Consider the following 24807-nt stretch of genomic DNA (forward strand, 5'->3'; position numbering starts at 1 on the left):
TTGCGTATTGCCCGTACTATTTGCCGCCGACCGAATACGGCGGCATCTGGTAGCTCCACGTCTCGCTCAGCGTCTTGTCGCCGGACACCAGCGCCGCGCGCATTTCCACCACCTGCTTCGGATCCTTGACCTTGATCCGCAGGCTCAGCCGCCAGCCCTTGATGACGGGATTGGGTTCCACCACCCTGTCGATGATCTCGGCGTTGCCGCTCACGCTGACCTGTGCGCCGATCTGCGTGCCCGGGGGCAGGCTTGCCAGCACAGGGCCTTCAAAGTCGACCACGATGCCTGTGCTGCCATCCAGGTGGCGGATCAGGTTGGCCTGCGTGATTTCTCCCGCGGAGCGCAGCGTCTGCTTGACCGAGGCCAGGTCCTTGTCCATCAGGGCGCGCTCGTCAAGGGTCCAGTGCATCGTGTAGTCCGCCTTCAGGGGCTGGCCCTTGGGCGGCAGCTGGTCCGGCGTCCAGAAGGCGACGATGTTGTCGTTGGTCTCGTCGGGCGTGGGGATTTCCACCAGCTCGACCTTGCCCTTGCCCCAGTCGCCCTGGGGCTCGATCCAGGCGCTTGGCCGCAGGTCATAACGGTCCTTCAGGTCTTCATACGAGGAAAACTCGCGGCCCCGCTGGAGCAGGCCGAAGCCCTTGGGGCTGGTGACCTGGAAGGTGCTGATGGCGAGGTTGCGCGGATTGTTCAGCGGGCGCCACAGCCATTCGCCGCTGCCGGTATGGATGGCAAGGCCGTTGGAGTCGTGCAGGGCCGGGCGGAAGTTGTACTGGTCGCGCTGCTGGTTCGGCCCGAACAGGAACATGCTGGTCAGCGGCGCCACGCCGAGCTTGGCGACGGGGCCACGCAGGAAAATGCGCGCCTGCACCTTGAGGACCGCATCCTCGCCGGGGTAGAGATCGAAGCGGTAGGCGCCGGTGGCACGCTGGGAATCCAGCAGGGCATAGAACACCAGGTGCTTGTCCTGTGGATCCGGCCGCTCGATCCAGAACTCGCGGAAGGCCGGAAACTCCTCTGCGACGGGCAGCCCGGTATCGATGGCCAGGCCGCGGCTGGACAGGCCATAGACCTGGTTCTTGCCGATGACCCTGAAGTAGCTGGCGCCCAGCACGCTCATGATCTCGTCGAGCTTGCCGGCCCGGTTGATCGGGTAGAGCACCCGGAACCCGGCATAGCCGAGCTTGCCGGTCGCGGACTTGTCCAGCTTCAGGTCGCCGAAGTCAAAGCGCGCGGGGTCGTACCGGATCTCATGGACCGCGCCGCCCACGATCTCGTTGATGCGTACCGGGCTGCCGAACTGCATGCCCTGGTGGTAGAAGCCCAGGCGGAACGGCGTGCCTTGGTCCTTCCACTCCAGGTTGTCGCGCTGGGGCTGGATCTTGATGTAGTCGGCAAACTGCATCTGGCTGAACACCGGGGGCAGGTTGCTGACCGGTGCGGCATAAGGCTTGTCGGCCAGGGTCTTGGCGCGGGGCACTACGTCGTCCAGGGAGAACGCGCTGGCCTGGCCGCCCGCCAGCAGCGCCCCGGCGGCCAGCAGCGTTGGCAAGGCCATTTGCATCTTGTTACGAAACGACGCGGCGATGACGGCAAGAACCACGAATCTCTCCAGAAATACAGGTTAAGCAAGGCTGCCGCGTCACATGCGGCGGCAGCAGATAGTGTAGTGGCGGTAAACTGCGCTCGCAGTGCAGAAAGATAAACGATAGCGTATTTCGCTTCGCGTGCCTGTCAGGCCGGAAATGCGCACCACCCGCGGGGCAGCTACCTTGCCGCGCCACCTGGATCACACTCGGATGAGAATGCTCTCTTTGCTGGCCCTGTCGGCCAGCCTGGTTTGTTCGCCGGTGCTTGCCGGCACCGCGCCGGCTGCCACCGGCGACAAGAATGCCTTCGTCGCTGATCTCATCGGACGGATGACGCTGGAGGAGAAGATCGGGCAATTGCGCCTGATCAGCATCGGCGAGGACATGCCCCAGCCCCAGTTGCTCAAGGAGATCGCGGCGGGCCGGGTAGGCGGCACGTTCAACTCGGTGACGCGCAAGGACAACCGGCCGATGCAGCAAGCGGCGGTGGAGCGCAGCCGCCTGAAGATCCCCATTTTCTTCGCCTACGACGTGGTGCACGGGCATCGCACCATCTTCCCGATCAGCCTGGGCCTGGCATCGAGCTGGGACATGGAAACGGTGGCGCAGAGCGCGCGCATCTCAGCCATCGAAGCCAGCGCGGATGGCCTCGACATGACCTTCGCGCCGATGGTCGACATCTCGCGCGATCCGCGCTGGGGGCGCACGTCGGAAGGGTTTGGCGAGGATCCGTACCTGGTCTCGCTGTGCGCGCAGGCCAGCGTCAGGGGCTTTCAGGGAACCTCCCTGGCCAACGCGGATAGCGTGATGGCGGTGGTCAAGCACTTCGCGCTGTACGGCGCGGTGGAAGGCGGGCGCGACTACAACACGGTCGACATGAGCCCGCTGCGCATGTACCAGGACTACCTGCCGCCATACCGCGCCGGCGTCGATGCCGGCGGCGGCGGCGTCATGATCGCGCTGAACTCGATCAACGGCGTGCCGGCCACATCCAACACATGGCTGTTGCGTGACCTGCTGCGCAAGACCTGGGGCTTCAAGGGCATCACGGTGAGCGACCACGGGGCCATCGACGAACTGACCAAGCATGGCGTGGCCAAGGATGCGCGCGAGTCCGCCAAACTCGCCATCACGGCCGGCGTCGACATGAGCATGCACGACTCCGCTTACCGGGATCACCTGCCCGAACTGGTGAAATCCGGCGAAGTGCCCATGCGCGTCATTGACGATGCGGTGCGCGAGATACTGGGCGCCAAGTACGACCTGGGACTGTTCCAGGACCCCTTCAAGCGCATCGGCGCCGCCGAGCAGGACCCGGCTGACGTCGACGCGCCGGGCCGACTGCACCGGGAGGCCGCACGCGCCGCGGCGCGCCAGTCGCTGGTGCTGCTCGAGAACCGCGAGCGCACGCTGCCGCTGAAGAAGTCCGGCACGGTCGCGGTCGTCGGGCCGCTGGCCGATGCGCCCATCGACACCATGGGGAGCTGGTCTGCCGCCGGCAAATCCGGGCAGACGGTGACGCTGCTCCAAGGCGTGCGCGACGCGCTCGGCGGCAATGGCCGCGTGGCCTATGCCCGCGGCGCGAACGTGACCGACGACGCTGGCGTGGTCAGGTACCTGAACTTCATGAACTGGGACAAGCCCGAGATTGTCCAGGACAAGCGTGCCCCGGGGGACATGATCGCCGAAGCCGTGGCGGCAGCGCGCGGCGCCGACGTGATCGTGGTGGCCGTGGGCGAGTCGCGCGGCATGTCGCATGAGGCCTCGAGTCGTACCACCTTGTCGCTGCCGGGCAGCCAGGAGACGCTGCTCAAGGCGCTCAAGACCACCGGCAAGCCGATGGTGGTGGTGCTGATGAACGGCCGCCCGCTCACCATCAACTGGGTGAAGGACAACGCCGACGCCGTGCTCGAGACCTGGTACGCCGGCACCGAAGGCGGCCATGCCATTGCCGACGTGCTGTTCGGCGACTACAACCCTTCGGGCAAGCTGCCCGTTTCCTTCCCGCGCTCGCTCGGGCAGATCCCCACCTACTACAACCAGCTGCGTATCGGGCGCCCGTTTGTGCCTGGCCAGCCGCCAAACTACACCTCGCAATACTTCGAGGAAACGTCCGGCCCGCTGTACCCGTTCGGCTACGGACTGAGCTATACGGACTTCGGCGTGTCCGGTATCACGCTATCGAGCCCCACCATGCCGCGCGGTGGCCGCATCGAGGCGAGCGTGACGGTGAAGAACACCGGGCAGCGCGATGGCGAAACCGTGGTCCAGCTCTATATCCAGGACGTTGCCGCTTCCGTGGTGCGGCCGGTGAAGGAGCTGAAGGACTTCCACAAGCTCATGCTCAAGGCAGGCGAGGAGCGCGTCGTGCGTTTTTCCCTCGATGAGGACAAGCTGAAGTTCTTCAACGCCAAACTGGAATACGCCGCCGAGCCGGGGGAATTCAAGGTGCAGATCGGGCTGGATTCGCAGGCGGTGCGGGAGCAGGGCTTCGTGTTGCAGTAGGGGGGAGGTGAGGGCTTGGGAACGTGCGTTGATTGCGCGCCGACGCTGCCGGCAGGGTCATCCCTGCCGCGTGCTAGAACACCCCGGGAATGACGCGATATCGCACATTGGCCTGATACGCGCGATAGGCGGGATCCTGGCCCAGGAGTTGTTCTTCCCTGAACATCCGGCCCGTTTGCAAGGCATAGAGGCCGCCGTAGAGCAGGGCATTGCGCCAGCCGAAGTTGGCCAGCAGGAAGCCAAGGTCTGTCACCAGGTAGCTCAGATAGATGGGGTGGCGCACGAGCCGGTACGCGCCGCGCGACACCACGCCGCGATTGGCGGGCAGGATGCCGAAGGAGCCGCGCAGCGATAGCTTGGCGAATAGCTGGAACAGGATGCCGGTGATTTCCAGCGTGGCGCCGACTGTCTCGGGGACAAGGCGAACGCCGGGGTCGAGCTCGATCCCGAGATAGTAGAAGCTGCCGCCAATCGACATCACAAAGCTCAAGGGGCGCATGTCGCGCTTTTCGGGGATGCGCGAGAACAGCGACAAGCCGACGGTCAGCACCGTGGCAACCACAAGCAGCAGCAAGGTGATGCGCTCGGGCGCCAGGCGCCACTGCGCGTACGCGCTATAGGCGAACACGCTCAGCAGCAGGACGACGCACACGCGCGCGGATACCTCCATCACCATCTCACGCACTTGCGGCCGGATGAACCTGATAGAGAATCCACCGCCGTTGCGCGCATTGACCCGATTGGCGCTACTGGCGCTACGCGACTTTGCGTCGCTATCGTTATGCATTCCCTGATACCTCTCCGTTTTTATAAGGCAAGCCTGCACGACCCGGGCGGGACATCATCATGCCGCGTCGGATGGATTCAGCGTGCCAATCGTGAGGAGAGATTACGCCGGGATACGGGTGCAACCCATATCCCCCTAACGAGGGGGGACGATTGCTTTGCGTTGCGTTGCGCGTGTCAGGGGGGGCGGACCAATCCACCCAAGGCAAGCCGCCAAGAAAAATCGCAATTTGCGCCGGGGCACATGCTGGTGTGCGACATGCCTGCCGACGCGTTGAATCAGTGTAGTGCGATCGTCGCCATGGTTGCGACGTGTGCTGCTTCCAGCAGCGGTGCGGGCGGCATCGGCGCTGCCCAGCGGTAGACCAGCAGGCGGCCCTTGTAGGCATCGATGCCGGCCGTGGCCACGCGGTCGAGCTTTTCCTCGCGCATCGCGAAACCCTGCTCGGCCATCTGCCGGTTGAAGGCGGGCCGGTTGCCGCGGTCGGGATCAATGATCCAGATCTCGACCGTGGGGCTGGCATGGCGCCCGATAAAGTGGGCGAGGTTGGCATTGGCATCGCGCTCGTAGAGCAGGTCGCTGCCGATGATCAGGTCGAAATGGCCGTGGACGTCGGCGGCGGGGAAGGGGCCGGCGCCAGCAGGGGCATGCTGCTCGTGCTCCGCGGCGCTCCAGTGTCCGTGCCGGTACTTCATTGGCGCGAGGCCATTCAGGCGTACGTTCTCCGCGAGGAAGGCGGCGGCCATCGGATGGCAGTCGCTGGCGGTCACGTCGGCACCCCTGCGGTGCCCCACCAGGCTGGCCAGCCCCAGCCCGCAGCCGATTTCCAGCACCCGCTCGGTGGGGTCCACCGGCCGCAGCGCCATGCGCGCGGCCAGGTGCGCACCGGATGGCCACAGCAGCCCGAACAGCGGCCACATGGCGGAAGAAATGCCCATGCGTTCGGCTTCGCCGAGGGGATCGGAGTACTGCTGCTTGTCCAGCAAGGAGCGAATGACCAGGTCGGCGACGCCGGTCACGGCGATGCTCTCTTGCTTGGTTTGGTAGCCGGGCATCGAGGGGGGAAGCCAGAACGCCGGCTTCGCAATAGGAGGGAATCGGCCAGTATGCCCGAAAACCCCTTCGCAAGCCCGGAATGTGAGGCTAAATGCGTCGAAATGAGGCGAAATCGATAGGAATAGGGGCTTGGGCAGGTGCCGCCGCGTGCAGGAAGTGCGGCAACCGCCTGACGCGGCCTCATGCTTGTTGCCACCCGCGCTGTGCGAGAATTCGCGATAAGCAAGATAGCGGAAATCACGACCCGCCTATTCTCGGAGATTATCGCGGTGAGCATTCCATCGGTCCCATCGATCCCATCCAGCGCATCCATCCGCAAGCGCCTTCGCATGCGGCACCTGCAACTGATGCTGGCGCTCTCGGAGTCGCCCTCGCTGCGCCAGGCGGCTGAAGGGCTGGCCCTGACCCAGCCTGCCGCTACCAAGTCCCTGCAGGAACTGGAAGACGTGCTCGGCGTATCGCTCTTTACACGCCACGCGCGCGGGCTGGACCCGACGGTATCGGGCAAGGCGGTGATGCGTTACGCGCGGGTGGTCTTTGCCGACATGGATGAACTGCGCGAGGAGCTTGTCGCCATCCAGGCCGGCGATGTGGGCAAGGTGCGCGTGGGCGCGGTGATGGCGCCGGCGCCGGACCTGCTCACCCACGTGATCGTCAAGCTCAAGCAGGCGCATCCGCGCTTGCACATCATCGTGCAGATCGATACCAGCGACGTGCTGGTGCACGCGCTGCAGCAGGACCAGATCGATATCGTGCTGGGCCGCATCCCCGATGGCTGGCCATCGGAGGAGTTGTCGTTCGAGACGCTGGGGGAGGAGGCGCTGTCGATCGTCACCCGCGTGGGGCATCCGGCGGCGGAGCGCGGCAAGCTGAAGCTGGCCGCGCTGACGGAGTACGCGTGGATCATCCAGCCGCACCCCAGCCCGATGCGCCAGATCATCGACCAGACCTTCCGCGAGAATCGCGTGCCGCCGCCGGTGAGCACGGTGGAGACCTCGTCGATCCTCACCACGCTGTCCGTGCTGCGCGAGTCCGACATGCTCGCCGTGCTGCCCACCTCGGTGGCCCGCTACTACGAGGACCTGAAGATGATCGCCACGCTGCCGGTAGCCTTGCACGGCCGGCTTGCGCCTTACGGGCTGGTGCTGCGCAAGAGCCGCCCGCCCACGCCCGCCATGCAGCTCGTCATCGACATGCTGCGCGCGGGCGGAGCGGCTGCAACGGGCGGCATGGAAGCCAAGGGCGGGGCGGCCACCGTCAAGCCTTAGCCACGCTCTAGTCCCTCGCCCTCAATCCCGCGCCCTCAATCCGCGGAAATCTTGGCCTTGCGGACCACTTCGCCGTAGCGCACCATCCGGTCGGCCATCATGCGTTCGAAGGCGGCCGGTGCCATCTCCTCGGGCGGGAACACGCCGCGCGCGCGCAGCGCCGTCTGCATGGCGGGGTCGCTGGCGGCCTGGCGCACCGCCTGGTAGAGCTTCTGCACCACCGGCTCGGGCGTGCCGGCAGGCGCGGCAATGCCCGTCCAGGAACTCAGGTTGAGCTGCGGGTAGCCCAGCTCGGCCATGGTCGGCACGTCGGGCAGCTGCGGCAGGCGCTGCTCGGAAGCCACCGCCAGCGCACGTACCTTTCCTTCCTTGATGTAGGGCAGCATGATGACCAGGTTGTCGAGGATGAACTGGACCTCATTGCTCAGCACGGCCGTGATCAGGTGCGTGCCGCCACGATAGGGGATGTGCGTGGCGTAGATGCCGGTGCTGGCCTTGAGCATTTCCACATTCAGCTGGCCCATGCTGCCAACGCCGCCGCTGCCGTAGTCGAGCTTGCCCGGGTTCTTCTTCGCGTAGGCCAGGAACTCCGCGAACGTGCGCACCGGCAGGCTTGAATGCACCACCAGGGCGTTGGGCTGGCGGCCCAGGATGGCGATGTTCTCGAAATCCTTGATCGGGTCATAGCCCAGCTTTGGCTGGGTCAGCGGGTTGGCCAGGTGGCTGCTCTGGGAGGACACCACCAGCGTATAGCCATCGGGCTTGCTGCGCGCCACCGATTGCGTGGCGACCGAGCCGCCCGCGCCCGGGCGGTTGTCGACGACCACCGGCACGCCCAGGATGCGCGACAGCGGCTCCGAGTACTGGCGGGCCATGATGTCCACCGAACCACCGGGCGGGAAGGGCACCACCAGCGTGATGGGGCGCGAGGGATAGGCGCCCTGTGCTTGCGCTTGCGCGGCCAGCGGCGCGGCACACGCGAGCGCGGCTACGCTGAGGCCGGTGCGGAGGAAATGGCGGCGGGAGAATGGCACGTTCGGCATGGCAGTGTGGTGACGGTAGTTAGAAATCGGGTGCGGGGGCAGTGCCCTGGCTCAGCGCAGTGCGAGGATGGCCAGCGCCACCGCCTGCGCGCGCGGCACGAACGTGGCAAGCTCGGAGTACTCGCGCACGGTGTGCGCATGGCCGCCCACCGGGCCGGTGCCGCACAGCGTGGGCGTGCCCACCGAGGACGTGAGCCCGCTATCGGCTGCACCGCCGGTGAATTCGCCGTCTACCGAGAAGCCCAGGTGCTGCGCGCCGCGCTGGTACAGCGCCAGCAGGTCCGCGGGCGTCTGGGTCATCGGCCGGGTGCGGCGCATCTCTGTGATCCTGCCCTTGGTACGCGGCAGCGATTCGGCCTCGATGATCGCGCGCACCTGCTCGACCAGCGCTTCGATGTCCGTGTCGGCGGTAAAGCGCACGTCGAGCTCGGCCTGCGCCAGTGGCGCCACCATATTGGGCACGATGCCGCCCTTCACACAGCCCACATTGGTGGTGATGCCCTGCTCGGCGTCGGTCAGCGCATGCAGCGCCAGGATCTTGCGTGCAAGCGCATCGATGGCGCTGGCGCCCTGGGCATGGTTGACCCCGGCGTGCGCGGCCACGCCCTCCACCTCGAACTCCACCACCATCGACCCCTTGCGCTCTGTGACCAGGTTGCCGCTGACGCGGCCGGGCTCGGCGTTGAACACGGCGCGCGCGCCGCGCGCTACGTCCATGATCCGTTCGCGGGTGGCGCCGGAGCCGATCTCCTCGTCGCAGGAGAAGAACAGTCGCACCGGCAAGGCGTTGCCGCCGCAGCGCGCCAGGGCCTCGGCCACGAACACATTCATGACGAGGCCGGATTTCATGTCGGCCACGCCGGGCCCGTAGGCAAGCCCATCCTCCACGCGGAAGGGGCGGCGTGCGGCCGTGCCGGCGGGGAACACGGTGTCCATATGGCCCATCAGCAGGACTGGCGCGCCATCGCCATCGCCGGCACCGGGCACCAGCGCATCCAGGCACACGCCAAAGCCGGGCACGGCATGCAGCGTGACCGCAATGCCGGCGGCCTCCAGGTGCGCGCGCAGGACCTGCGCCACGGCCGTCACGCCGGCTTCCTGCCGGCTGCCGCTGTCGATGTCGACGATGCGCTGCAGGAGCGCCTGCATTTCAGCCTGCTGGCCGCCCAGCCAATCGATCACCCCGCTTGCCGCCTGGGCATGCATGTCGCTTTCCGCTGCGTGGTCCGCCATAGCTGCGTGGTCCGCCATATACCGCTTGCTCCTTGCTTCGTGTGGGAGTGAATCGTGTATTGCAAAAGTGATATGATCATGCAATACGCATTGCAACGTGTCAACACCATGAAACAGGCTCCGGAGACTCCCTCGCGTGACGCTACCTTGCTCGAGCGCCTGGCGCGCGAGGCGGCCACGCTGACCGCCCGCGAGCGCACCTTGGCCGATGCGCTGGGCCGCGACTATCCGCATGCGCTGCTGGAATCGGCCACCGCGCTGGCTGCCCAGCACGGCACGAGCGCTTCCACGGTGGTGCGGCTGTTCGCCAAGCTGGGCTATGCCAGCTATGGCGATGCCCAGCGCGAGGCACGGGCCAGCGTGACGGCGCTCCTGCCCACTGCCGGCCAGCGCGCGCCGGCCACGATCGGTGGCAAGCGCACCCTGCGCGCCTGCGTGGACGACGCGCTGCTGCACGACCAGCACAACCTGGCGGCCACCCACGAAGGGCTGGACATGGCCGCCTTCGAGGCGATCGCGCGCCTGCTGGCCGAGCCGCGCGGCCGGCTGTTCGTGCTGGCGCAGAAAAACAGTGCGCCCGTGGGCGCATGGCTGGCGCTGCATCTGAATATGTGCCGGCCACAGGTCCAGGAACTGGGTGCGGGCGCGGTGACGGCCACGGATGCCATGCTGTGGGTGGAGCCCGAGGATGTGCTGCTGACTTTCAGTATCCGGCGGTATTCCAGCGCACCGGTGAGCATCGCGCGCGCCTTCCGCGAACGCGGTGCGCGCGTGATCGCGATCTGCGACAGTCCGGCCGCGCCACTAGTGCCGCTGTCGGATCACCATCTGTTGGTGCGCACGGCCAATGCGTCGCCTTTCGACTCTTATACGGCGGCCTTCTTCCTGTGCAATGCGCTGGTCTCGGCGGTCGCGCAATTGCGCCAGCCAGCCGTCATCAAGGCGCTGCAACGGCGCGATGCGCTATGGGCGGCCTTTGAGTCGGATCCTGTCGAGGGTTTGCGGCGGGGATAGGGCGGAGCCGGAGCGGCCGGCGATCCGCGTGGTCAGGGAGATAGGTCTGGGTACGATCTTTCTGCTTGTTGTCCCGCTGACGCGGGGCAACAAGCAGCCCTCCAAAAAATCACGCCGCCACATCTTCCAGCGTGACCAGCTGCGCCCCATCCTGCACCTGGTCGCCGATACCGTAAAGCACCTCCTGCACCACGCCGTCGGCCGGCGCGGTCAGGGTGTGCTCCATTTTCATGGCTTCCATCACGATCAGCGGATCGCCCTTGCCAATGACCGTGCCGGCCTTGACCATCACCGCGATGATGCGGCCCGGCATCGGCGCCACCAGCTTGCCGCCCTCGGCATCGGCGCTGCCCGCATGGGCCAGCGGGTCGATGACTTCCAGCCGGGTTTGCTGCTTGCCGCTGAACACGTAGAGCGCGTCGCCTTCGATATAGGTGCTGCCCTTGACGGTGCGCTCGCCCAGGTCCAGCGCATGGCTGCCGGCCAGGCTAGTGACGCGCAAGGGCAGGGTTTGCTCGCCTACCGTCAGCCATTGCTTGCCGCCATCGCTGCGCAGGCTGGCCAACGTTTCGCCTTCGCCGGTGCGCAGGCGGAACTGGCTGGTGGCGTCTGCGTTCAGGCGCCATGCGCCGGCGTTCTGCCAGGGCGAATGCGCGTCGGCCGGGTCCACGCGGCGCGCGCGGGTATCCGCATCCACCAGCGCCGCTACCGCCAGCGCGATGACTTCGGTGCCCACCTTCGCGGGCGGGGGAAACAGTGCTGCCTGGTTGCGCTCGATCAGGCCGGTGTCGAGATCCGCCGTGCGGAACGCCTGCGAGGTCACCAGCCGCTGCAGGAAGGCGATATTGGTCGACAGGCCCACCACGTGATACTCGGCCAGTGCCTGCGCCATGCGCGCCAGCGCTTCCTCGCGGTCGCGGCCCCACACGATCAGCTTGGCGATCATGGGGTCGTAGTACGGGCTGATGGTGTCGCCCTCGCGCACGCCGGAGTCGATGCGCACGCCGGCCGGGCCGTTGCCGTCCTGGCCCAGCGCGAACGTGACCGCTGCCGGTGTGCGCAGGTAACGCAGCGTGCCGGTGGAGGGCAGGAAGCCCTTGTCGGGGTTTTCGGCGTAGACGCGGGCTTCCAGTGCGTGGCCGTGGATTTGAAGCTGATCTTGCCTGAGCGGCAGCGGCTCGCCCGCGGCCACGCGCAGCTGCCACTCCACCAGGTCCTGCCCGGTGATCATCTCGGTGACCGGGTGCTCCACCTGCAAGCGGGTGTTCATCTCCATGAAGTAGAACGAGCCGTCCTGGTTGGCGATGAACTCCACCGTACCCGCGCCCACGTAGCCCACCGCCTGCGCGGCGGCCACGGCGGCTTCGCCCATCGCGCGCCGGCGTTCCTCGCTCATGCCGGGGGCCGGCGCTTCTTCCAGCACCTTCTGGTGGCGGCGCTGCACGGAGCAGTCGCGCTCGAACAGGTAGACGCAGTTGCCGTGCGTATCGGCAAAGACCTGGATTTCGATGTGGCGGGGGCGGGTCAGGTATTTCTCGACCAGCACGCGGTCGTCGCCGAAGCTGGCACTGGCCTCGCGCTGCACGGAAGCCAGCGCGGCTTCGAAGCCTTCGCTGGCTTCCACCACGCGCATGCCCTTGCCGCCGCCGCCGGCGCTGGCCTTGAGCAGTACGGGGTAGCCGATGCGGTCGGCTTCGCGGCGCAGCAGGGCCGGCTCCTGATCCTCGCCGTGGTAGCCGGGCACCAGCGGTACCGCGGCCGCCTCCATCAGACGCTTGGCCGCGCTCTTGCTGCCCATGGCGCGGATGCTGGATGCCGGCGGGCCGATGAAGACGAGGCCGGCTTCGGCGCAGGCCTCGGCAAAGCCGTCGTTCTCGGAGAGGAAGCCGTAGCCGGGATGGATGGCCTGCGCGCCGGTGGCCTTGGCCATCTCGATGATGTGGTCGCCGCGCAGGTAGCTGTCGCGCGCCGGCGCGCCGCCGATATGCACGGCCTCGTCGCATAGCGCCACGTGGCGCGCGTCGGCGTCGGCGTCGGAGTAGACGGCTACCGTGCGGATGCCGAGGCGGCGGCAGGTGGCTGCCACGCGGCAGGCGATTTCGCCGCGATTGGCGATCAGGATCTTGTTGAACATGACTGTTCCTCGTTTTCTGGTTCTGGCGGCGCGGCTGCGGTGGCCGCGCGGCGGATGCGCATGATTGGCTGGGTACCCTGGCTCAGGCAGGACGCCAGGACGGCGAGCGCTTCTCCAGGAAGGAGCGCACCCCTTCGCGGCCTTCGTCCGACGCGCGGATCGCGGCAATGCGCTCTGCGGTGTCGGCCAGCAGCGCATCGTCGATGGCGCGGCCGGACACTTCCTGCACCAGCCGCTTGCTCTCGCGCACGGCATTGGGGCTGTTGGCCACCAGCGCGGCGGCGATCTCGCTCACCTTGGCATCCAGCATGTCGCCCGGCACCACCTCATGCACAAAGCCCAGCCGCAGCGCTTCGGCCGCACCGAAGCGCTCGGCCGTGATGAAGTAGCGCCGCGCCGCCTGCTCGCCCATGGCGCGGATCACATAGGGGCTGATGGTGGCGGGCAGCAAGCCCAGGCGTGCCTCCGAGAGGCAGAAATTCACCGTCTGCGCGGCCACGGCGATGTCGCAGGCGGCAACCAGGCCCACGCCGCCTGCATAGGTGTCGCCGTGGATGCGCGCGATCACCGGCTTGGGGCAGGCCCAGATGGTGTGCAGCATCTGCGCCAGCGTGAGCGCGTCGGACCGGTTCTCGTCATGCGAGTAGCCGGCCATCTTCTTCATCCAGTTCAGGTCGGCGCCGGCGCAGAAGGCCGGGCCATTGCCCGCCAGCACGATGGCGCGCACCGTGGGTTCGCTGCCGAGTGCGCGGAACGCACCGGTGAGCTCAGCGATCACGGTTTCGTTGAAGGCGTTGCGCACGTCCGGCCGGTTCAGCGTGACGGTGGCCACGTGCTGCGCGGCCGTGACGGTAAGCGTGGTGAATTCCATGTTGGTGTCCTGTACGGTGCGGTGCGATCTGTTATCCGGGGCGCTTGCCATCACATGCGGAACACGCCGAACTTCATCTCGCCGATGGGCGCGTTGAGGCTCGCCGACAGGCCCAGGCCCAGCACCGTGCGGGTTTGCGCGGGATCGATCACGCCGTCGTCCCACAGCCGCGCGCTGGCGTAGTAGGGGTGGCCCTGGTGCTCGTACTGGTCGCGGATCGGTTGCTTGAACTTGTCCTCGTCCTCTGCGCTCCAGCTGCCGCCCTTGGCCTCGATGCCGTCGCGGCGCACGGTGGCCAGCACGCTGGCCGCCTGCTCGCCGCCCATCACCGAGATCCGTGCGTTCGGCCACATCCACAGGAAGCGCGGCGAGTAAGCGCGCCCGCACATGCCGTAGTTGCCCGCGCCAAACGAGCCGCCGATGATCACCGTGAACTTGGGTACCTGCGCGGTCGCCACCGCCGTCACCATCTTGGCGCCGTTGCGGGCAATGCCTTCGTTCTCGTACTTGCGCCCCACCATGAAGCCGGTGATGTTCTGCAGGAACACCAGCGGGATCTTGCGCTGGCAGCACAGTTCGATAAAGTGCGCGCCCTTGAGCGCCGACTCCGAGAACAGGATGCCGTTGTTGGCGATGATGCCCACCGGATAGCCCCAGATCCGCGCAAAGCCGCACACCAGCGTGGTGCCGTAGCGCGCCTTGAACTCGTCGAAGTCCGAGTCGTCCACGATGCGCGCAATGACCTCGCGCACGTCATAGGGCTTGCGCGTGTCGGTAGGGATCACGCCGTACAGCTCCTCCACCGGATAGCGCGGGGGCAGCGGCTCGTGCAGGCGGATCTGGTCCGGCTTGCGGCGGTTCAGGTGCTGCACGATATTGCGCGCCAGCGACAGCGCATGCGCGTCGTTCTGCGCAAAGTAATCGGCCACGCCCGACAGGCGCGTGTGCACATCGGCGCCGCCCAGGTCTTCGGCGGTGACTTCCTCGCCAGTGGCGGCCTTCACCAGCGGCGGGCCGCCCAGGAAGATGGTGCCCTGGTTCTTGACGATGATCGACTCATCGCTCATGGCCGGCACATAGGCGCCGCCGGCCGTGCACGAACCCATCACCACCGCGATCTGCGGAATGCCTTGCTTGGACAGGTTGGCCTGGTTGTAGAAGATGCGGCCAAAGTGGTCGCGGTCCGGGAACACGTCATCCTGGTTAGGCAGGTTGGCGCCGCCCGAGTCCACCAGGTAGATGCAGGGGAGGTTGTTCTGCTCGGCGATCTCTTGCGCGCGCAGGTGCTTGCGCACAGTGAGCGGGTAGTAGGTGCCGCCCTTGACGGTCGCGTCGTTGCAGACGATCACGCATTCCTGCCCGGCCACGCTGCCGATGCCGGTGATGATGCCTGCGCCGGGCGCGGCATTGTCGTACATGTCGTAGGCGGCGAGCTGCGACAGTTCCAGGAACGGTGTGCCCGGATCCAGTAGTTGCTGCACACGCTCGCGCGGCAGCAGCTTGCCGCGCCCAAGGTGCTTGGCGCGGGCTTCGTCGCCGCCGCCTTGCGCCAGCCTGGCGATCTTTGCCTTGAGGTCGACGACCAGCGCCTGCATGGCGTCGGCATTGGCGCGGAAGGATTCCGAGCGCGCATTGAGTTTGGTTTCGAGCGTGGGCATAAGGTGTCGGATCTCGGGTCTTTGTTCTTGTGGCTTGTGCTGTGGGCGCGGGGGCGTCGGCTGGATACTCAGGCCGTTTCGGCGTAGAGCTCGCGCCCGATCAGCATGCGGCGGATTTCCGAGGTGCCGGCGCCGATCTCGTAGAGCTTGGCGTCGCGCCACAGGCGGCCCACCGGGTACTCGTTGATATAGCCGTTGCCGCCCAGGATCTGCACGGATTCGCCGGCCATCCAGGTGGCCTTCTCGGCGGTATAGAGAATCACCGCGGCGCAGTCCTTGCGCACCTGGCGCACGTGGTCCTTGCCCAGGGAATCCAGGTTCTTGCCCACCGTGTACAGGTAGCTGCGCGCTGCCTGCAAGGTGGTGTACATGTCGGCCACCTTGCCCTGGATCAGCTGGAACTCGCCGATGCTCTGGCCGAACTGCTTGCGGTCGTGGATATACGGCGTGATGACATCCATGCACGCTTGCATGATGCCCACCGGGCCGCCGGAGAGCACCGCGCGCTCATAGTCCAGGCCGCTCATCAGCACCTTGGCGCCCAGGTTCTCGCCGCCGAGGATGTTTTCCACTGGCACTTCCACGTCCTGGAACACCAGTTCGCCCGTGTGCGAGCCGCGCATGCCGAGCTTGTCCAGCTTCTGCGCCACCGAGAAACCCTTCATGCCCTTCTCGACGATAAAGGCGGTCATGCCGCGCGCGCCAAGGTCCGGCTCGGTCTTGGCGTAGACCACCAGCACATCGCAATCCGGGCCGTTGGTGATCCACATCTTGGTGCCGTTGAGCACGTAGTGGTCGCCCTTGAAGTCCGCGCGCAGCTTCATGCTCACCACGTCGGAGCCGGCGTTGGGCTCGCTCATGGCCAGCGCGCCGATCCAGTCGCCGCTGACCAGCTTGGGCAGGTACCTGGCCTTTTGCGCGGCGGTGCCGTTGCGGTGGATCTGGTTGACGCACAGGTTGGAGTGCGCGCCGTACGACAAGCCGACCGATGCCGAGGCGCGGCTGATTTCTTCCATGGCGATCATGTGGGCCAGGTAGCCCATATTGGCGCCGCCGTATTCCTCCGCCACCGTGATGCCGAGCACGCCGAGGTCGCCCATCTTCTTCCAGGCGTCCATCGGGAACTGGTCGGTGCGGTCGATCTCGGCCGCGCGCGGCGCCAGTTCGGCCTGCGCCCAGTTGCGCACGGTTTCGCGCAGCATGTCGATGTCTTCGCCGAGGTGGAAATTGAGGCCGGGGAGTTCGTTCATGGTTGAGTGCTCGTTATCTAGTGGAATACGGCCGCGGCAGGCGGCGGCCCGATGTCGGATGGGATTTCGGTTGGGTCGTCACGTGGTCTTGTCGCCAAGCCCCAGTTCCAGCGTCATGCGCTCGCGCATCACGAACTTCTGCACCTTGCCGGTAATAGTCATGGGCATTTCGTCGACAAAGCGGATGTAGCGCGGAATCTTGTAGTGCGCGATCTGGTCGCGGCAGAAGGCGCGGATATCGTCCTCGGTGGCCGTATCGCCCGGCTTGAGCACGATCCACGCGCAGACTTCCTCGCCGTACTTGGGGTCGGGCACGCCAAACACCTGCACGGCCTGCACCTTCGGGTGGCGGAACAGGAATTCCTCGATTTCGCGGGGGTAGACGTTCTCGCCGCCGCGGATCAGCATGTCCTTCACGCGGCCGACGATGTTGCAGTAACCCTCGGCATCGATGGTGGCGAGGTCACCCGTGTGCATCCAGCCATCGCGGATCGCCTCGCGGGTGCGAGGTTCGTCGTCCCAATAGCCTTGCATCACCGAGTAGCCGCGCGTGCACAGCTCGCCCTTTTCGCCAACGGGCACGATCTCGCCTGTGCCGTCCACCAGCTTGACCTCAAGATGCGGCTGGATCTGCCCCACGGTGGTCACGCGCTTGTCGAGCGGATCGGTGGTGGAACTCTGGAAGGAAACCGGGCTGGTCTCGGTCATGCCGTAGGCGATCGTCACTTGCGCCATGTGCATCTGCGAGATCACGCGTTTCATCGTCTCGATGGGGCAGGGCGAGCCAGCCATGATCCCGGTGCGCAGCGTGGAGAAGTCGTACTTGGCAAAATCCGGATGATCCAGCTGGGCGATAAACATGGTCGGCACGCCGTGCAAGGCCGTGCAGCGCTCCTCGCTGACCGCCGCCATGGTTGCCGCCGGCTCGAACGCCTCGCCGGGGAACACCATGCAGGCGCCGGTGGAGACGCAGGCCAGCACGGCCAGCACCATGCCGAAGCAGTGATAGAACGGCACCGGGATGCACAGCTTGTCCTGCTCGGAGAAGCGCATCGCCATGGCGATGAAGCGTGCGTTATTGACGATGTTCCGGTGCGTCAGCGTGGCGCCCTTGGGCGCGCCGGTGGTGCCGCTGGTGAACTGGATATTGATCGGGTCGTAGCGGTCCAGCTGCGCGGTGAGCGCGTCCAGCTCGCTGGTGAGGGCATGCGTGCCATGGGCGAGCAGCGCATCGTAGTTCAGCATGCCCGGCGTGCGCTCTGCGCCCATGCGGATCACCCAGCGCAGCGCGGGCAGGCGCGCTGCCTGCAGCGTGCCCGGCTCGCAGCTTTTCAGCTCCGGCGCCAGCGTCTGCAGCATTTCCAGGTAGCGCGACGTCTTGAACGACTCCGCCGCCACGATCGCCTTGCAGCCCACCTTGTTCAGCGCGTATTCCAGCTCCGCCAGGCGGTAAGCCGGATTGATGTTCACCAGCACCAGCCCAAGGCGTGCGGTGGCGAACTGCGTCACCAGCCACTCCACCCGGTTCGGCGACCAGATGCCGATGCGGTCCCCGCGCTCCAGGCCCAGCAGGCGCAAGCCCCCGGCCATGGCATCCACCACCTGTGCAAATTCCCGCCAGCTCCAGCGGATGCCCTGCTCGCGAAACACCACCGCCTCGCGATCCGGGAAGCGCGCTACGGTTTCGGCTAGCAGCGCCGGCACCGTCAGCTCGGACAAGGGAATGTCGGTACTGCCCCTGACATGGGAGAGCCCGCCAATGGGCAAGATCGTTGGGCTAGCCGCACCCTGCATCGTCATACTCGTCTCCAAAGCGCTGTCGCAATATTGTCCGTATCCCGGTTTCTTGAGGTTTATTCAACTTTGTTGAGTGTAGCTCAAGTCGGGGAGTGCGCATATATTCTGGCCCTTGTCGCATTCTATGTCGCATCGGGGCAGTGGCGTTGACTGGAAAAGTACACGCAGACCCGAAAAATTGCAACCGTGAGTTGAGTAAAGATCAATTACAATCCCGTGACTGGGGGCGAGCAGCGCCCCAAGGCGTGCCCGGGCATCTGTTTTATGCTGCGCCGCACTATAATCGCCGGCTTCCGGCAAGCGAGGTAACACGTCGATGGACGACATCATGGTGCGGCGCCGCGTCCCCGCGAGCGCCAAGGCGGAGCAACGCATCCGCGACATCCTGCGCGTGGCCCGCGAAGTCTTTGCCGAGATGGGCTACGAGCGCACCACCACCACCGAGATCGCCCAGCGCCTGGGCATCTCCGAAGCCACGGTGTTTACCTATTTCCACGGCAAGCGCGAACTTTGTGTGCGGGTGATCGAAGACTGGTACGACGAGATCATCGCGGCGGTGGAAGAAGGCATGCCGCGCGGCCAGAGCACCAAGGCGCAGCTCGAGTTCTTCGTGCGCACGCATCTTCGGCTGTTCCTGATCCAGGGCACCGGGCTATGCGCGCTGGTGCTCTCCGAAGGCCGCGCCAGGGGGCCGGGGCTGGGCGAGGTGTTCGTGCCGCTGCAGCGGCGCTACACCGCGCCGCTGATGGATATGCTGGCGCGCGCGCGGGAGAGTGGGGAGATCCGGGCAGACCTGCCGTTGAGCTTGCTGCGCTCGGCGATCTTCGGGCCGATGGAGCACATTCTTTGGGACGCAATCGCCAGGCAGCGGCCGGTGGATATCGAGCGGACCGCCAAGGATATCGTGGCGCTGCTCTGGCCGGCACTATTGCCGCCGGACCTGGAGGTAGCGGCGCTGCGGGCGTTTTATGGTGAAGTGGGGGCGGCGTTGCGGCGAGTGGACGGGCGCACGGAATAGGGCACGCGAAGTGGGGCGTTCGGTCGTGCCGCGGCCTGCGCTCAGGCAACAGTTCGGGCGGCGCCAACCCCGGTGTGTGGCACTGCCCAACAGCGCTAGCGGCGTGGCTTCCTTTGGAGCACATTCGGGCGCTTTTCCGCGGTGCTGGCGCGGGCATGGGAAATGCGTAAGGGTGAAACAGCGGGTGAAACAACGGCGGCATCAGCGCCGCCTTTGCGACTGGCACCCCGGTTTTCCCCGTGCGTCGACGCATTGTGTCGTCGTCCGCTGCTTCTCTGAGGGAAGGGTTTGCCATGCAAAAGCTGTCCATTCTGGCAATTTGCCTGCTTGTTCTCCTGGCCTGCATGACCGCGTTCATCTGCCTGTCCGGCGCATTCACGCTGCGCGACACCGAATACGGAAGCGGCACGGCGGCGTTCTGCTATATCGAGGGGTACGTTTGTTGAGGCCAACTCTGCCACTGTCCCACTGCCCCACTGCCCCACTGTCGGCCGGGTTGGTGGAAACCAGTGGAATAATCCCGCTGCCTGAAGCGTTTACCGCAAGGGCAGGGTGCGCGGCGTGTGCGCGTGCTTGAACTATGCTGGAAGGGTTCCTGGCCCGAGAACACCACGCGCGCCAACGATGGAGAATGGTCATGCAATATCGCTTAGCCAGATGGATGGGCGCTACCGCCGCTGCGCTTGCGCTGTGTGCCTGCGCGTTCCTGCAGCCGGTCGAGACCGCACAAAAGATGATCGGCAGCCCGCAGAGCGCCGTGCGCGACACCTTCGGCAAGCCCACGGAGACCTACCAGCTCGCCGCCGGCACCAGCCGCTGGATCTACTCGAAGCAGCCGCTCGGGTTCGAAGTCTACGCGGCGGATTTCGACGCCAGCGGAAACCTCGCCAGTTTCCGCCAGATGCTGACCGAGAAGGAGATCTATGAGGCGCGACCGGGCACCTGGACCAAGCAGGACGTGGCCCAACGCTTCGGCCTGCCGCGCGAGCCGGTCCAGTACTACCCGCTGATGAAGCGTGAGGCATGGTCGTACCGGCTCTACGTCGGCGCTTACATGCCGGCCCACTTCAGCGCTTACTTTGACGATCGCGGGGTGCTGGACCGCACCATGATCATTGTCGATCCGCTTGGGGGCGACGACCATTCCAGCAGCAAGTGATTGCCGCCTTGGCAACCCGCTGTGCAGTGCCTGGCCAGGTGATATCGCGTCCATGGCCAGTTGCGCGGCGGGTGCAAAGGTGCGCAATGGCCTTTGGATCCGCGTGCGGGAAGGCGGAGGGCCTTTTTGCCATTAATCTTCCAGCCGCGCCTCGATCCCCCCGATCAACCGCTCAATCCAGATCCGCAGCAAGCCATTGGACGGCGCCATCAACGCCGAATACCCCACAATCCGATACACCTCGCTGCGCCGTATCTTGGACACCTTCGCCGGATCCAGCCAATCGTCATTGCCCGCAAGCAGCAGCAGCGTCTCCAGCCCGATAAGCACCGGCCACAAGCACGCCAGGCGCAATCGAACAGAGAACGCAGGAATGGCAAACGTGTAATCCACCGCCTCACGGAAATGACCCAGCGTCGTGCGGATCAGCGCGAACAGAAGTGGTTTCGCACGCGCTGAATTGCCTGGCAACAGCAAGTCTTGCGGCGTCAGTCCATACCGGTCCAGCATCGTCCCGGGCAGGTAGCAGCGCCCGATCCGCAGGTCCTTGGCGCAGTCCCGCAGCACATTGGTCATCTGCAGCGCCTTGCCAAAGCGCACGCCTCGCAGCAGCATCGCCTCGGAGTCTGCCTTGAGCGTCCCGGGCATATGGGCGTAGGTCATCTTGGTCCAGAACTCCCCCACGCATCCCGCGACCAGGTAGGTGTACCGGTCCAGCTCTTCCCATTCGCGCAGCACGCCAATCTGCCCGGAGCTTTCGTCGGGGAACGTGCGCAGATCAAATTCCATGCCGGAGGCCAGGGTCGACACGATCTCGCGAACCGCTGTCCGATCGGCCGCGCTCAGCCGGGACAGCATCGTCAGCGCCGGGCCGAGCGATTCGAGCAGAACCTTCTCGTCCGATAGCGCTTGCTGCCCGGCGACCTCCGCCGCCAGCCGCCGCATGAGCGTGCCGTCGTCCGTGGCGCCGTTGACCTGATCGCGCAGCGACAGCAGCAGTTCCAGCCGTTGCTGCGGTGGAATCAGCGCGGTGTCCGCAATGGTGTCGGCGGCGCGCGCCAGCAGATAAGCCAGGCCGATCGGATCGCGCATCCCGGCGGGCAGCACCCGCAGGGTGAGATAGAAAGAGCGTGAAACGCCTTTGAGCAGCGGGCCAAGAAGGAAGGCCCGGGTAGGGTTAGGCATGGATGGGGTCGGGTCGTGATTGACAAGTCGGCGCTGCCGGATTGTATCCGCATCCGGCGCGATGGCCGCGGGGAAGTAGCGCCCCAGCGCCAGCTCAGAGCGCGCCCGTCAGCCTGCGCCGCACAAAGACGATATGCTCGCGCAGCACATAGAACTGGTCGGCATAGGCGAGCGGCATCTTCATCTTGTTGACCGCGTCTTCGATGTGGTCTAGGCGCTGGGCCTGGGCGGCTTTTTCTTCCTCGGAGAGGTTCGCCAGCGCCACGCGCTCGATTTCGATCAGGGCGCCGTACCAGCGATAGATGCGGGACTTGACCCGCCACCGGTAGAGCGAGGGCACCAGCCGGAAGGCCGGAATCAGGATCACGATCACGGGCACAAGCACCAGCGCGCGGGAGAGCAGGCTCGCCAGCCAGAAGGGCAGGTGGCGGTACAGGAAACCCTTGCCCGATGCGTAATAGCGCGTGGCGTCGTCGCTTAGCGGGAACTCATGCGCGGTGGCGGAGGGAAACTGCCCGGCGCTCTGCAGCAGCCCGGCCTTGCCGTGGACCTCGCGCGCGGCCTCGATCAGCAGGTCGGACAGCGCGGGATGCAGCGAGTCGCGCGCCACCAGCTCCACCGTCGGGCCGATCAGGCGGATCGGGTGTGCCGGGAGATTCTTGCCCAGGTCGAAGGCGCCGGCGGGCAACACCAGCTCCTGCAGATAGAGAAAGCGCCGCGTATATGCATTGGCCTGCGCGAAATCCAGCAGGCGGATGCCCGGCATGCGAAACAGCTTGCGCATGATCGGGCCGGTGGCGGAGTCGCCGGTCAGCATGGCCACGTCGATCTTGCCGTCGACCAGCGCCTGGGCGGCGTCCTCGCCGTCGAAGGCGATAAGCTCGGCACTGCCGCCCGGCTCAATGCCGTTCGCCTTGAGCAGCGTCAGCGCCAGCACGCGGGCACCGCTGCCTTCGCGCCCGATGGCGATGCGCGACTTGCGGAAGTCGGACAATTTATGCTGTTCCTTGCCGCGGTACAGCACCGTGATGGGCGCGTAGAACACGCTGCCCAGCGAGACCAGCCCCTCGGTGTCCACATCGCCGGAGACGCCGCCCTGCACCAACGCCAGGTCAACGTCCTGCTTGCGATCGGCCAGCCGCTGCACGTTCTGGCGGGAGCCTTCGGAGGCCAGCACATTCAGCGTGATGCCATTGCGCGCGAGGATCTTTGCGTACTTCTCGGCGGCGTCGTAGAAGGAACTGCCCTTGGGGCCCGCGCTGATGGAGATGGTGCTCGGCGGCGCCGGCTGCACCAGCCAAACGGCGAGCCAGACGGCTGCCAGGGCAAGGGCCAGCACGGGGCCGAAGGACACGGCCAGGTCGCGCCAGGAAATGGCGACAAAGCGGGCGCGCAAGCGGCGTATATCCGGCAGCGCGTTGGCGGCGGTGGGCTTGTCTGGTGCGGGGTCCGGCGGCATCGGCGCGATTGGGGGAGACTAGGGCCGTTGGATGATAGCACCCGCTGTGCGCCGCATTTTTGCGCGCGTTTTGCGCGCGATCCCAGGGCAACCCATGCATGGGATCAGGCCGCCTTGCCGGCCTCGTCCGCCAGGATCGAAATCAGCTCCGGCACCGTCGGCTGTGGCCGCGCGGTGTGGCTGGCGCGCTCGTAGGTATCGCGCACCGCCTCCGCCGTGGCCCGTGCGGCGCCGAGTTCCTGCGCCATCGTGGTGTAGTAGCCCATGTCCTTGAGCGCGTTGGCAATCGAGAAGCGGAAGCCGGAATTGTCCCGTGACTCGATGTAGGGGCGCATGCGGTTGAGGATCACACCGTCTGCGCCGCCCTTGGCCAGCACTTCCACCAGCACGCCCGGGTCTACGTCTGAGCGCTCAGCGCAAGCGGCGGCCTCGGCCAGCACGGCGGAGAAGCCCAGCGAGACAAAGTTGTGCAGCAGCTTGAGCCGGTGGCCCGAGCCGGCCGGCCCGGCGTGCACGATGTTTTCCGCGAAGCACGACAGCAATGGCCGGCATTGCTCGAACAAGGCGCGGTCGCCGCCGACGATCAGGTTGAGGCGGCCTTGCGCGGCTTCCTTGGGCGTGCGCGTCATGGGCGCGTCAAGGAAGCGTGCACCGGCCTTGGCCACCGCAGCGGCAATGCGCTCCGTGGACGAGGGAATGGCGGTGGAGCAGTCGATCACCACGGCGCCCTCGCGCAGGCCGGCAAGCACGCCGTCCGGGCGGAACAGCACGTCCTCCACCTCCGGGGTGCCCGTGACGCACAGGATCACGATATCGGCCGCGCGCGCCAGCTCGGCCGGGGTGGCGGCCGTGGTGGCGCCTGCGGCCAGCAGGTCGTCCACAGGCTGGTTGCCGGGATGGTCGAGCAGCACCAGCGGGTGGCCGTGCCTGGCGATGTTGGTGGCGATGCCATGGCCCATCATGCCGACGCCGATCATGCCGATTGTTTTCATGTCGTCTCCGTTCTTGTGTTTTTCTTGTGTTTTTTTGCAGGCGCCAACATCCGAGGCGCGCCGAAGGGCGTGTCGCTGCCCATGACGATAGCCTTGTCGTCCGTGCTGAAGTTGTATTGCAAATTTATGCTACGAATTTGTCAAGCAATGCGCGCCCGCCCACCGGGAAGTTCATGACCGAAGAGTATGGCGTGAGCCGTACCGTGGTGCGTGAACCGACTTCCCGGCTGAAATCCGAAGGCCTGGGCGAAGTCCTGCGCCGGCCGCCCGCACGGCGTTGACGCATGCCAGCCGCGCGGATGGCGCCTCAGGCTTTTGGCGGCGGCGCGAAGGCTGCGGCCTGACCCGGCTTGCGCAGCATCTTGTCGACCTCGCCGGCATGCAGCTCCTCGATCTGGATCATCTGGCGCGCGAACTCCTCCAGTGCCACGGAGCGATCCTCCACCAGCGCCAGCAGCTCGCGATACAGCTTGAGGGCAGCGTTTTCCGCTTCCAGGGACTCACGCAGCATGGCGGCGGTATCGAAGGTGTGGCTGTCGAGCAGCTTGCCGATGGCCAGCGACGGATACGCCCCCAGCGTGGTAATCCATTCTCCCGCCTGCTGGGCATGCAGCAGGGATTCGTTGGCCTGCTCGCGCAGCCAGGAAACGATCGGGATGCGGCCAAAGCCGAACACAAGCAGCGAGTAATGGGTATAGCGCACCACCCCCGCAAGCTCGGCTTCGAGGATCCGGTTCAGCACGCTGACCACTTCTTCCTTTTCCATCTCAGCCATGGCATGTTCCCTCC

The 24807-nt window shown here is 66.1% G+C and carries 20 protein-coding genes; 6 read left to right on the forward strand and 14 right to left on the reverse strand.

Annotated elements, in window-relative coordinates; genetic code table 11:
• Window positions 1-16: 16 nt before the first annotated feature.
• The gene (locus RR42_RS26855; protein ID WP_043358004.1) at window positions 17-1558 is read right to left on the reverse strand and encodes a glucan biosynthesis protein G; all 1542 of its coding nucleotides are present in this window, start codon (window positions 1556-1558) and stop codon (window positions 17-19) included.
• A 247-nt stretch (window positions 1559-1805) separates the two neighbouring features.
• On the opposite strand from RR42_RS26855, the gene bglX reads away from it, so the two are divergent.
• Window positions 1806-4094 carry a beta-glucosidase BglX gene (gene bglX, locus RR42_RS26860; RefSeq protein ID WP_043354479.1) on the forward strand — a complete coding sequence of 763 codons (2289 nt, stop codon included), beginning with the start codon at window positions 1806-1808 and terminating at the stop codon, window positions 4092-4094.
• 73 nt (window positions 4095-4167) lie between these two features.
• Here bglX and RR42_RS26865 read toward each other — a convergent pair whose 3' ends face one another.
• Both RR42_RS26865 and RR42_RS26870 read right to left on the reverse strand, forming a co-directional pair.
• Entirely contained in the window at window positions 4168-4770 is a 603-nt protein-coding gene (locus RR42_RS26865; protein WP_043358006.1) for a methyltransferase family protein, read from the reverse strand.
• A gap of 389 nt (window positions 4771-5159) precedes the next feature.
• On the reverse strand, window positions 5160-5936 hold the full coding sequence (locus RR42_RS26870; RefSeq protein ID WP_052494993.1) for a class I SAM-dependent methyltransferase: 777 nt from the start codon (window positions 5934-5936) through the stop codon (window positions 5160-5162).
• A 330-nt stretch (window positions 5937-6266) separates the two neighbouring features.
• Between RR42_RS26870 and RR42_RS26875 the strand changes: the two genes are divergently transcribed.
• Window positions 6267-7205 carry a LysR family transcriptional regulator gene (locus RR42_RS26875; RefSeq protein WP_063778490.1) on the forward strand — a complete coding sequence of 313 codons (939 nt, stop codon included), beginning with the start codon at window positions 6267-6269 and terminating at the stop codon, window positions 7203-7205.
• 35 nt (window positions 7206-7240) lie between these two features.
• On the opposite strand, the gene RR42_RS26880 is transcribed toward RR42_RS26875, so the two are convergent.
• Both RR42_RS26880 and RR42_RS26885 read right to left on the reverse strand, forming a co-directional pair.
• A complete protein-coding gene (locus RR42_RS26880; RefSeq protein WP_043354481.1) occupies window positions 7241-8248 on the reverse strand; it encodes a Bug family tripartite tricarboxylate transporter substrate binding protein in 1008 nt (335 codons plus the stop codon).
• A gap of 51 nt (window positions 8249-8299) precedes the next feature.
• On the reverse strand, window positions 8300-9454 hold the full coding sequence (locus tag RR42_RS26885) for a M20 family metallopeptidase (protein WP_043358011.1): 1155 nt from the start codon (window positions 9452-9454) through the stop codon (window positions 8300-8302).
• Window positions 9455-9589: 135 nt separating this feature from the next.
• Between RR42_RS26885 and RR42_RS26890 the strand changes: the two genes are divergently transcribed.
• Complete coding sequence (locus RR42_RS26890) at window positions 9590-10495, forward strand: MurR/RpiR family transcriptional regulator (protein ID WP_043358013.1); 906 nt, start codon at window positions 9590-9592, stop codon at window positions 10493-10495.
• A 109-nt stretch (window positions 10496-10604) separates the two neighbouring features.
• Here the strand turns inward: RR42_RS26890 and RR42_RS26895 are convergent, their stop codons facing one another.
• The 5 genes from RR42_RS26895 to RR42_RS26915 form a co-directional block, all read right to left on the reverse strand.
• Window positions 10605-12629, reverse strand: coding sequence for an acetyl/propionyl/methylcrotonyl-CoA carboxylase subunit alpha (locus RR42_RS26895; RefSeq protein WP_043354483.1), 2025 nt, complete (start codon window positions 12627-12629; stop codon window positions 10605-10607).
• A gap of 82 nt (window positions 12630-12711) precedes the next feature.
• The gene (locus tag RR42_RS26900) at window positions 12712-13500 is read right to left on the reverse strand and encodes an enoyl-CoA hydratase/isomerase family protein (protein WP_043358015.1); all 789 of its coding nucleotides are present in this window, start codon (window positions 13498-13500) and stop codon (window positions 12712-12714) included.
• A gap of 50 nt (window positions 13501-13550) precedes the next feature.
• Complete coding sequence (locus tag RR42_RS26905) at window positions 13551-15158, reverse strand: carboxyl transferase domain-containing protein (RefSeq protein ID WP_043354485.1); 1608 nt, start codon at window positions 15156-15158, stop codon at window positions 13551-13553.
• Window positions 15159-15226: 68 nt separating this feature from the next.
• The gene (locus RR42_RS26910) at window positions 15227-16408 is read right to left on the reverse strand and encodes an isovaleryl-CoA dehydrogenase (protein ID WP_043354487.1); all 1182 of its coding nucleotides are present in this window, start codon (window positions 16406-16408) and stop codon (window positions 15227-15229) included.
• A 78-nt stretch (window positions 16409-16486) separates the two neighbouring features.
• Window positions 16487-18208, reverse strand: coding sequence for an AMP-binding protein (locus RR42_RS26915; RefSeq protein ID WP_043354489.1), 1722 nt, complete (start codon window positions 18206-18208; stop codon window positions 16487-16489).
• Window positions 18209-18521: 313 nt separating this feature from the next.
• Between RR42_RS26915 and RR42_RS26920 the strand changes: the two genes are divergently transcribed.
• From RR42_RS26920 to RR42_RS26930, 3 genes are all read left to right on the forward strand, one after another.
• Window positions 18522-19223, forward strand: coding sequence for a TetR/AcrR family transcriptional regulator (locus tag RR42_RS26920; RefSeq protein ID WP_043354491.1), 702 nt, complete (start codon window positions 18522-18524; stop codon window positions 19221-19223).
• A gap of 293 nt (window positions 19224-19516) precedes the next feature.
• Entirely contained in the window at window positions 19517-19669 is a 153-nt protein-coding gene (locus tag RR42_RS40760) for a hypothetical protein (RefSeq protein WP_043354492.1), read from the forward strand.
• A 191-nt stretch (window positions 19670-19860) separates the two neighbouring features.
• Complete coding sequence (locus RR42_RS26930; RefSeq protein ID WP_043354493.1) at window positions 19861-20382, forward strand: hypothetical protein; 522 nt, start codon at window positions 19861-19863, stop codon at window positions 20380-20382.
• A 132-nt stretch (window positions 20383-20514) separates the two neighbouring features.
• Here the strand turns inward: RR42_RS26930 and RR42_RS26935 are convergent, their stop codons facing one another.
• The 4 genes from RR42_RS26935 to RR42_RS26950 all read right to left on the reverse strand — a co-directional run bounded on the left by RR42_RS26935 (window position 20515) and on the right by RR42_RS26950 (window position 24793).
• The gene (locus RR42_RS26935; RefSeq protein WP_043354495.1) at window positions 20515-21567 is read right to left on the reverse strand and encodes a phytoene/squalene synthase family protein; all 1053 of its coding nucleotides are present in this window, start codon (window positions 21565-21567) and stop codon (window positions 20515-20517) included.
• Between the two features lie 94 nt (window positions 21568-21661).
• Window positions 21662-23026, reverse strand: a complete 1365-nt coding sequence (locus RR42_RS26940; RefSeq protein WP_052494994.1) for a TAXI family TRAP transporter solute-binding subunit — start codon at window positions 23024-23026, stop codon at window positions 21662-21664.
• Between the two features lie 104 nt (window positions 23027-23130).
• Window positions 23131-24135, reverse strand: a complete 1005-nt coding sequence (locus RR42_RS26945) for an NAD(P)-dependent oxidoreductase (RefSeq protein WP_269083437.1) — start codon at window positions 24133-24135, stop codon at window positions 23131-23133.
• A 190-nt stretch (window positions 24136-24325) separates the two neighbouring features.
• A complete protein-coding gene (locus RR42_RS26950) occupies window positions 24326-24793 on the reverse strand; it encodes a ferritin-like domain-containing protein (RefSeq protein ID WP_043354499.1) in 468 nt (155 codons plus the stop codon).
• Window positions 24794-24807 lie beyond the last annotated feature (14 nt).

It is taken from the genome of Cupriavidus basilensis (genome assembly GCF_000832305.1).
GTDB lineage: Bacteria > Pseudomonadota > Gammaproteobacteria > Burkholderiales > Burkholderiaceae > Cupriavidus > Cupriavidus basilensis_F.

What these genes read in the sequence shown, in the direction of transcription:
- RR42_RS26940 (WP_052494994.1), bottom strand. Translation starts at nt 23,026, where the DNA reads ATGCCGCCGGACCCCGCACCAGACAAGCCCACCGCCGCCAACGCGCTG.
- RR42_RS26900 (WP_043358015.1), bottom strand. Translation starts at nt 13,500, where the DNA reads ATGGAATTCACCACGCTTACCGTCACGGCCGCGCAGCACGTGGCCACC.
- RR42_RS26865 (WP_043358006.1), bottom strand. Translation starts at nt 4,770, where the DNA reads ATGGTGATGGAGGTATCCGCGCGCGTGTGCGTCGTCCTGCTGCTGAGC.
- RR42_RS40760 (WP_043354492.1), top strand. Translation starts at nt 19,517, where the DNA reads ATGCAAAAGCTGTCCATTCTGGCAATTTGCCTGCTTGTTCTCCTGGCC.
- RR42_RS26930 (WP_043354493.1), top strand. Translation starts at nt 19,861, where the DNA reads ATGCAATATCGCTTAGCCAGATGGATGGGCGCTACCGCCGCTGCGCTT.
- RR42_RS26905 (WP_043354485.1), bottom strand. Translation starts at nt 15,158, where the DNA reads ATGCCCACGCTCGAAACCAAACTCAATGCGCGCTCGGAATCCTTCCGC.
- RR42_RS26885 (WP_043358011.1), bottom strand. Translation starts at nt 9,454, where the DNA reads ATGCATGCCCAGGCGGCAAGCGGGGTGATCGATTGGCTGGGCGGCCAG.
- RR42_RS26910 (WP_043354487.1), bottom strand. Translation starts at nt 16,408, where the DNA reads ATGAACGAACTCCCCGGCCTCAATTTCCACCTCGGCGAAGACATCGAC.
- RR42_RS26895 (WP_043354483.1), bottom strand. Translation starts at nt 12,629, where the DNA reads ATGTTCAACAAGATCCTGATCGCCAATCGCGGCGAAATCGCCTGCCGC.
- RR42_RS26870 (WP_052494993.1), bottom strand. Translation starts at nt 5,936, where the DNA reads ATGCCCGGCTACCAAACCAAGCAAGAGAGCATCGCCGTGACCGGCGTC.
- RR42_RS26875 (WP_063778490.1), top strand. Translation starts at nt 6,267, where the DNA reads ATGCGGCACCTGCAACTGATGCTGGCGCTCTCGGAGTCGCCCTCGCTG.
- RR42_RS26890 (WP_043358013.1), top strand. Translation starts at nt 9,590, where the DNA reads ATGAAACAGGCTCCGGAGACTCCCTCGCGTGACGCTACCTTGCTCGAG.
- RR42_RS26935 (WP_043354495.1), bottom strand. Translation starts at nt 21,567, where the DNA reads ATGCCTAACCCTACCCGGGCCTTCCTTCTTGGCCCGCTGCTCAAAGGC.
- RR42_RS26880 (WP_043354481.1), bottom strand. Translation starts at nt 8,248, where the DNA reads ATGCCGAACGTGCCATTCTCCCGCCGCCATTTCCTCCGCACCGGCCTC.
- RR42_RS26915 (WP_043354489.1), bottom strand. Translation starts at nt 18,208, where the DNA reads ATGACGATGCAGGGTGCGGCTAGCCCAACGATCTTGCCCATTGGCGGG.
- RR42_RS26950 (WP_043354499.1), bottom strand. Translation starts at nt 24,793, where the DNA reads ATGGCTGAGATGGAAAAGGAAGAAGTGGTCAGCGTGCTGAACCGGATC.
- bglX (WP_043354479.1), top strand. Translation starts at nt 1,806, where the DNA reads ATGCTCTCTTTGCTGGCCCTGTCGGCCAGCCTGGTTTGTTCGCCGGTG.
- RR42_RS26920 (WP_043354491.1), top strand. Translation starts at nt 18,522, where the DNA reads ATGGACGACATCATGGTGCGGCGCCGCGTCCCCGCGAGCGCCAAGGCG.
- RR42_RS26855 (WP_043358004.1), bottom strand. Translation starts at nt 1,558, where the DNA reads ATGGCCTTGCCAACGCTGCTGGCCGCCGGGGCGCTGCTGGCGGGCGGC.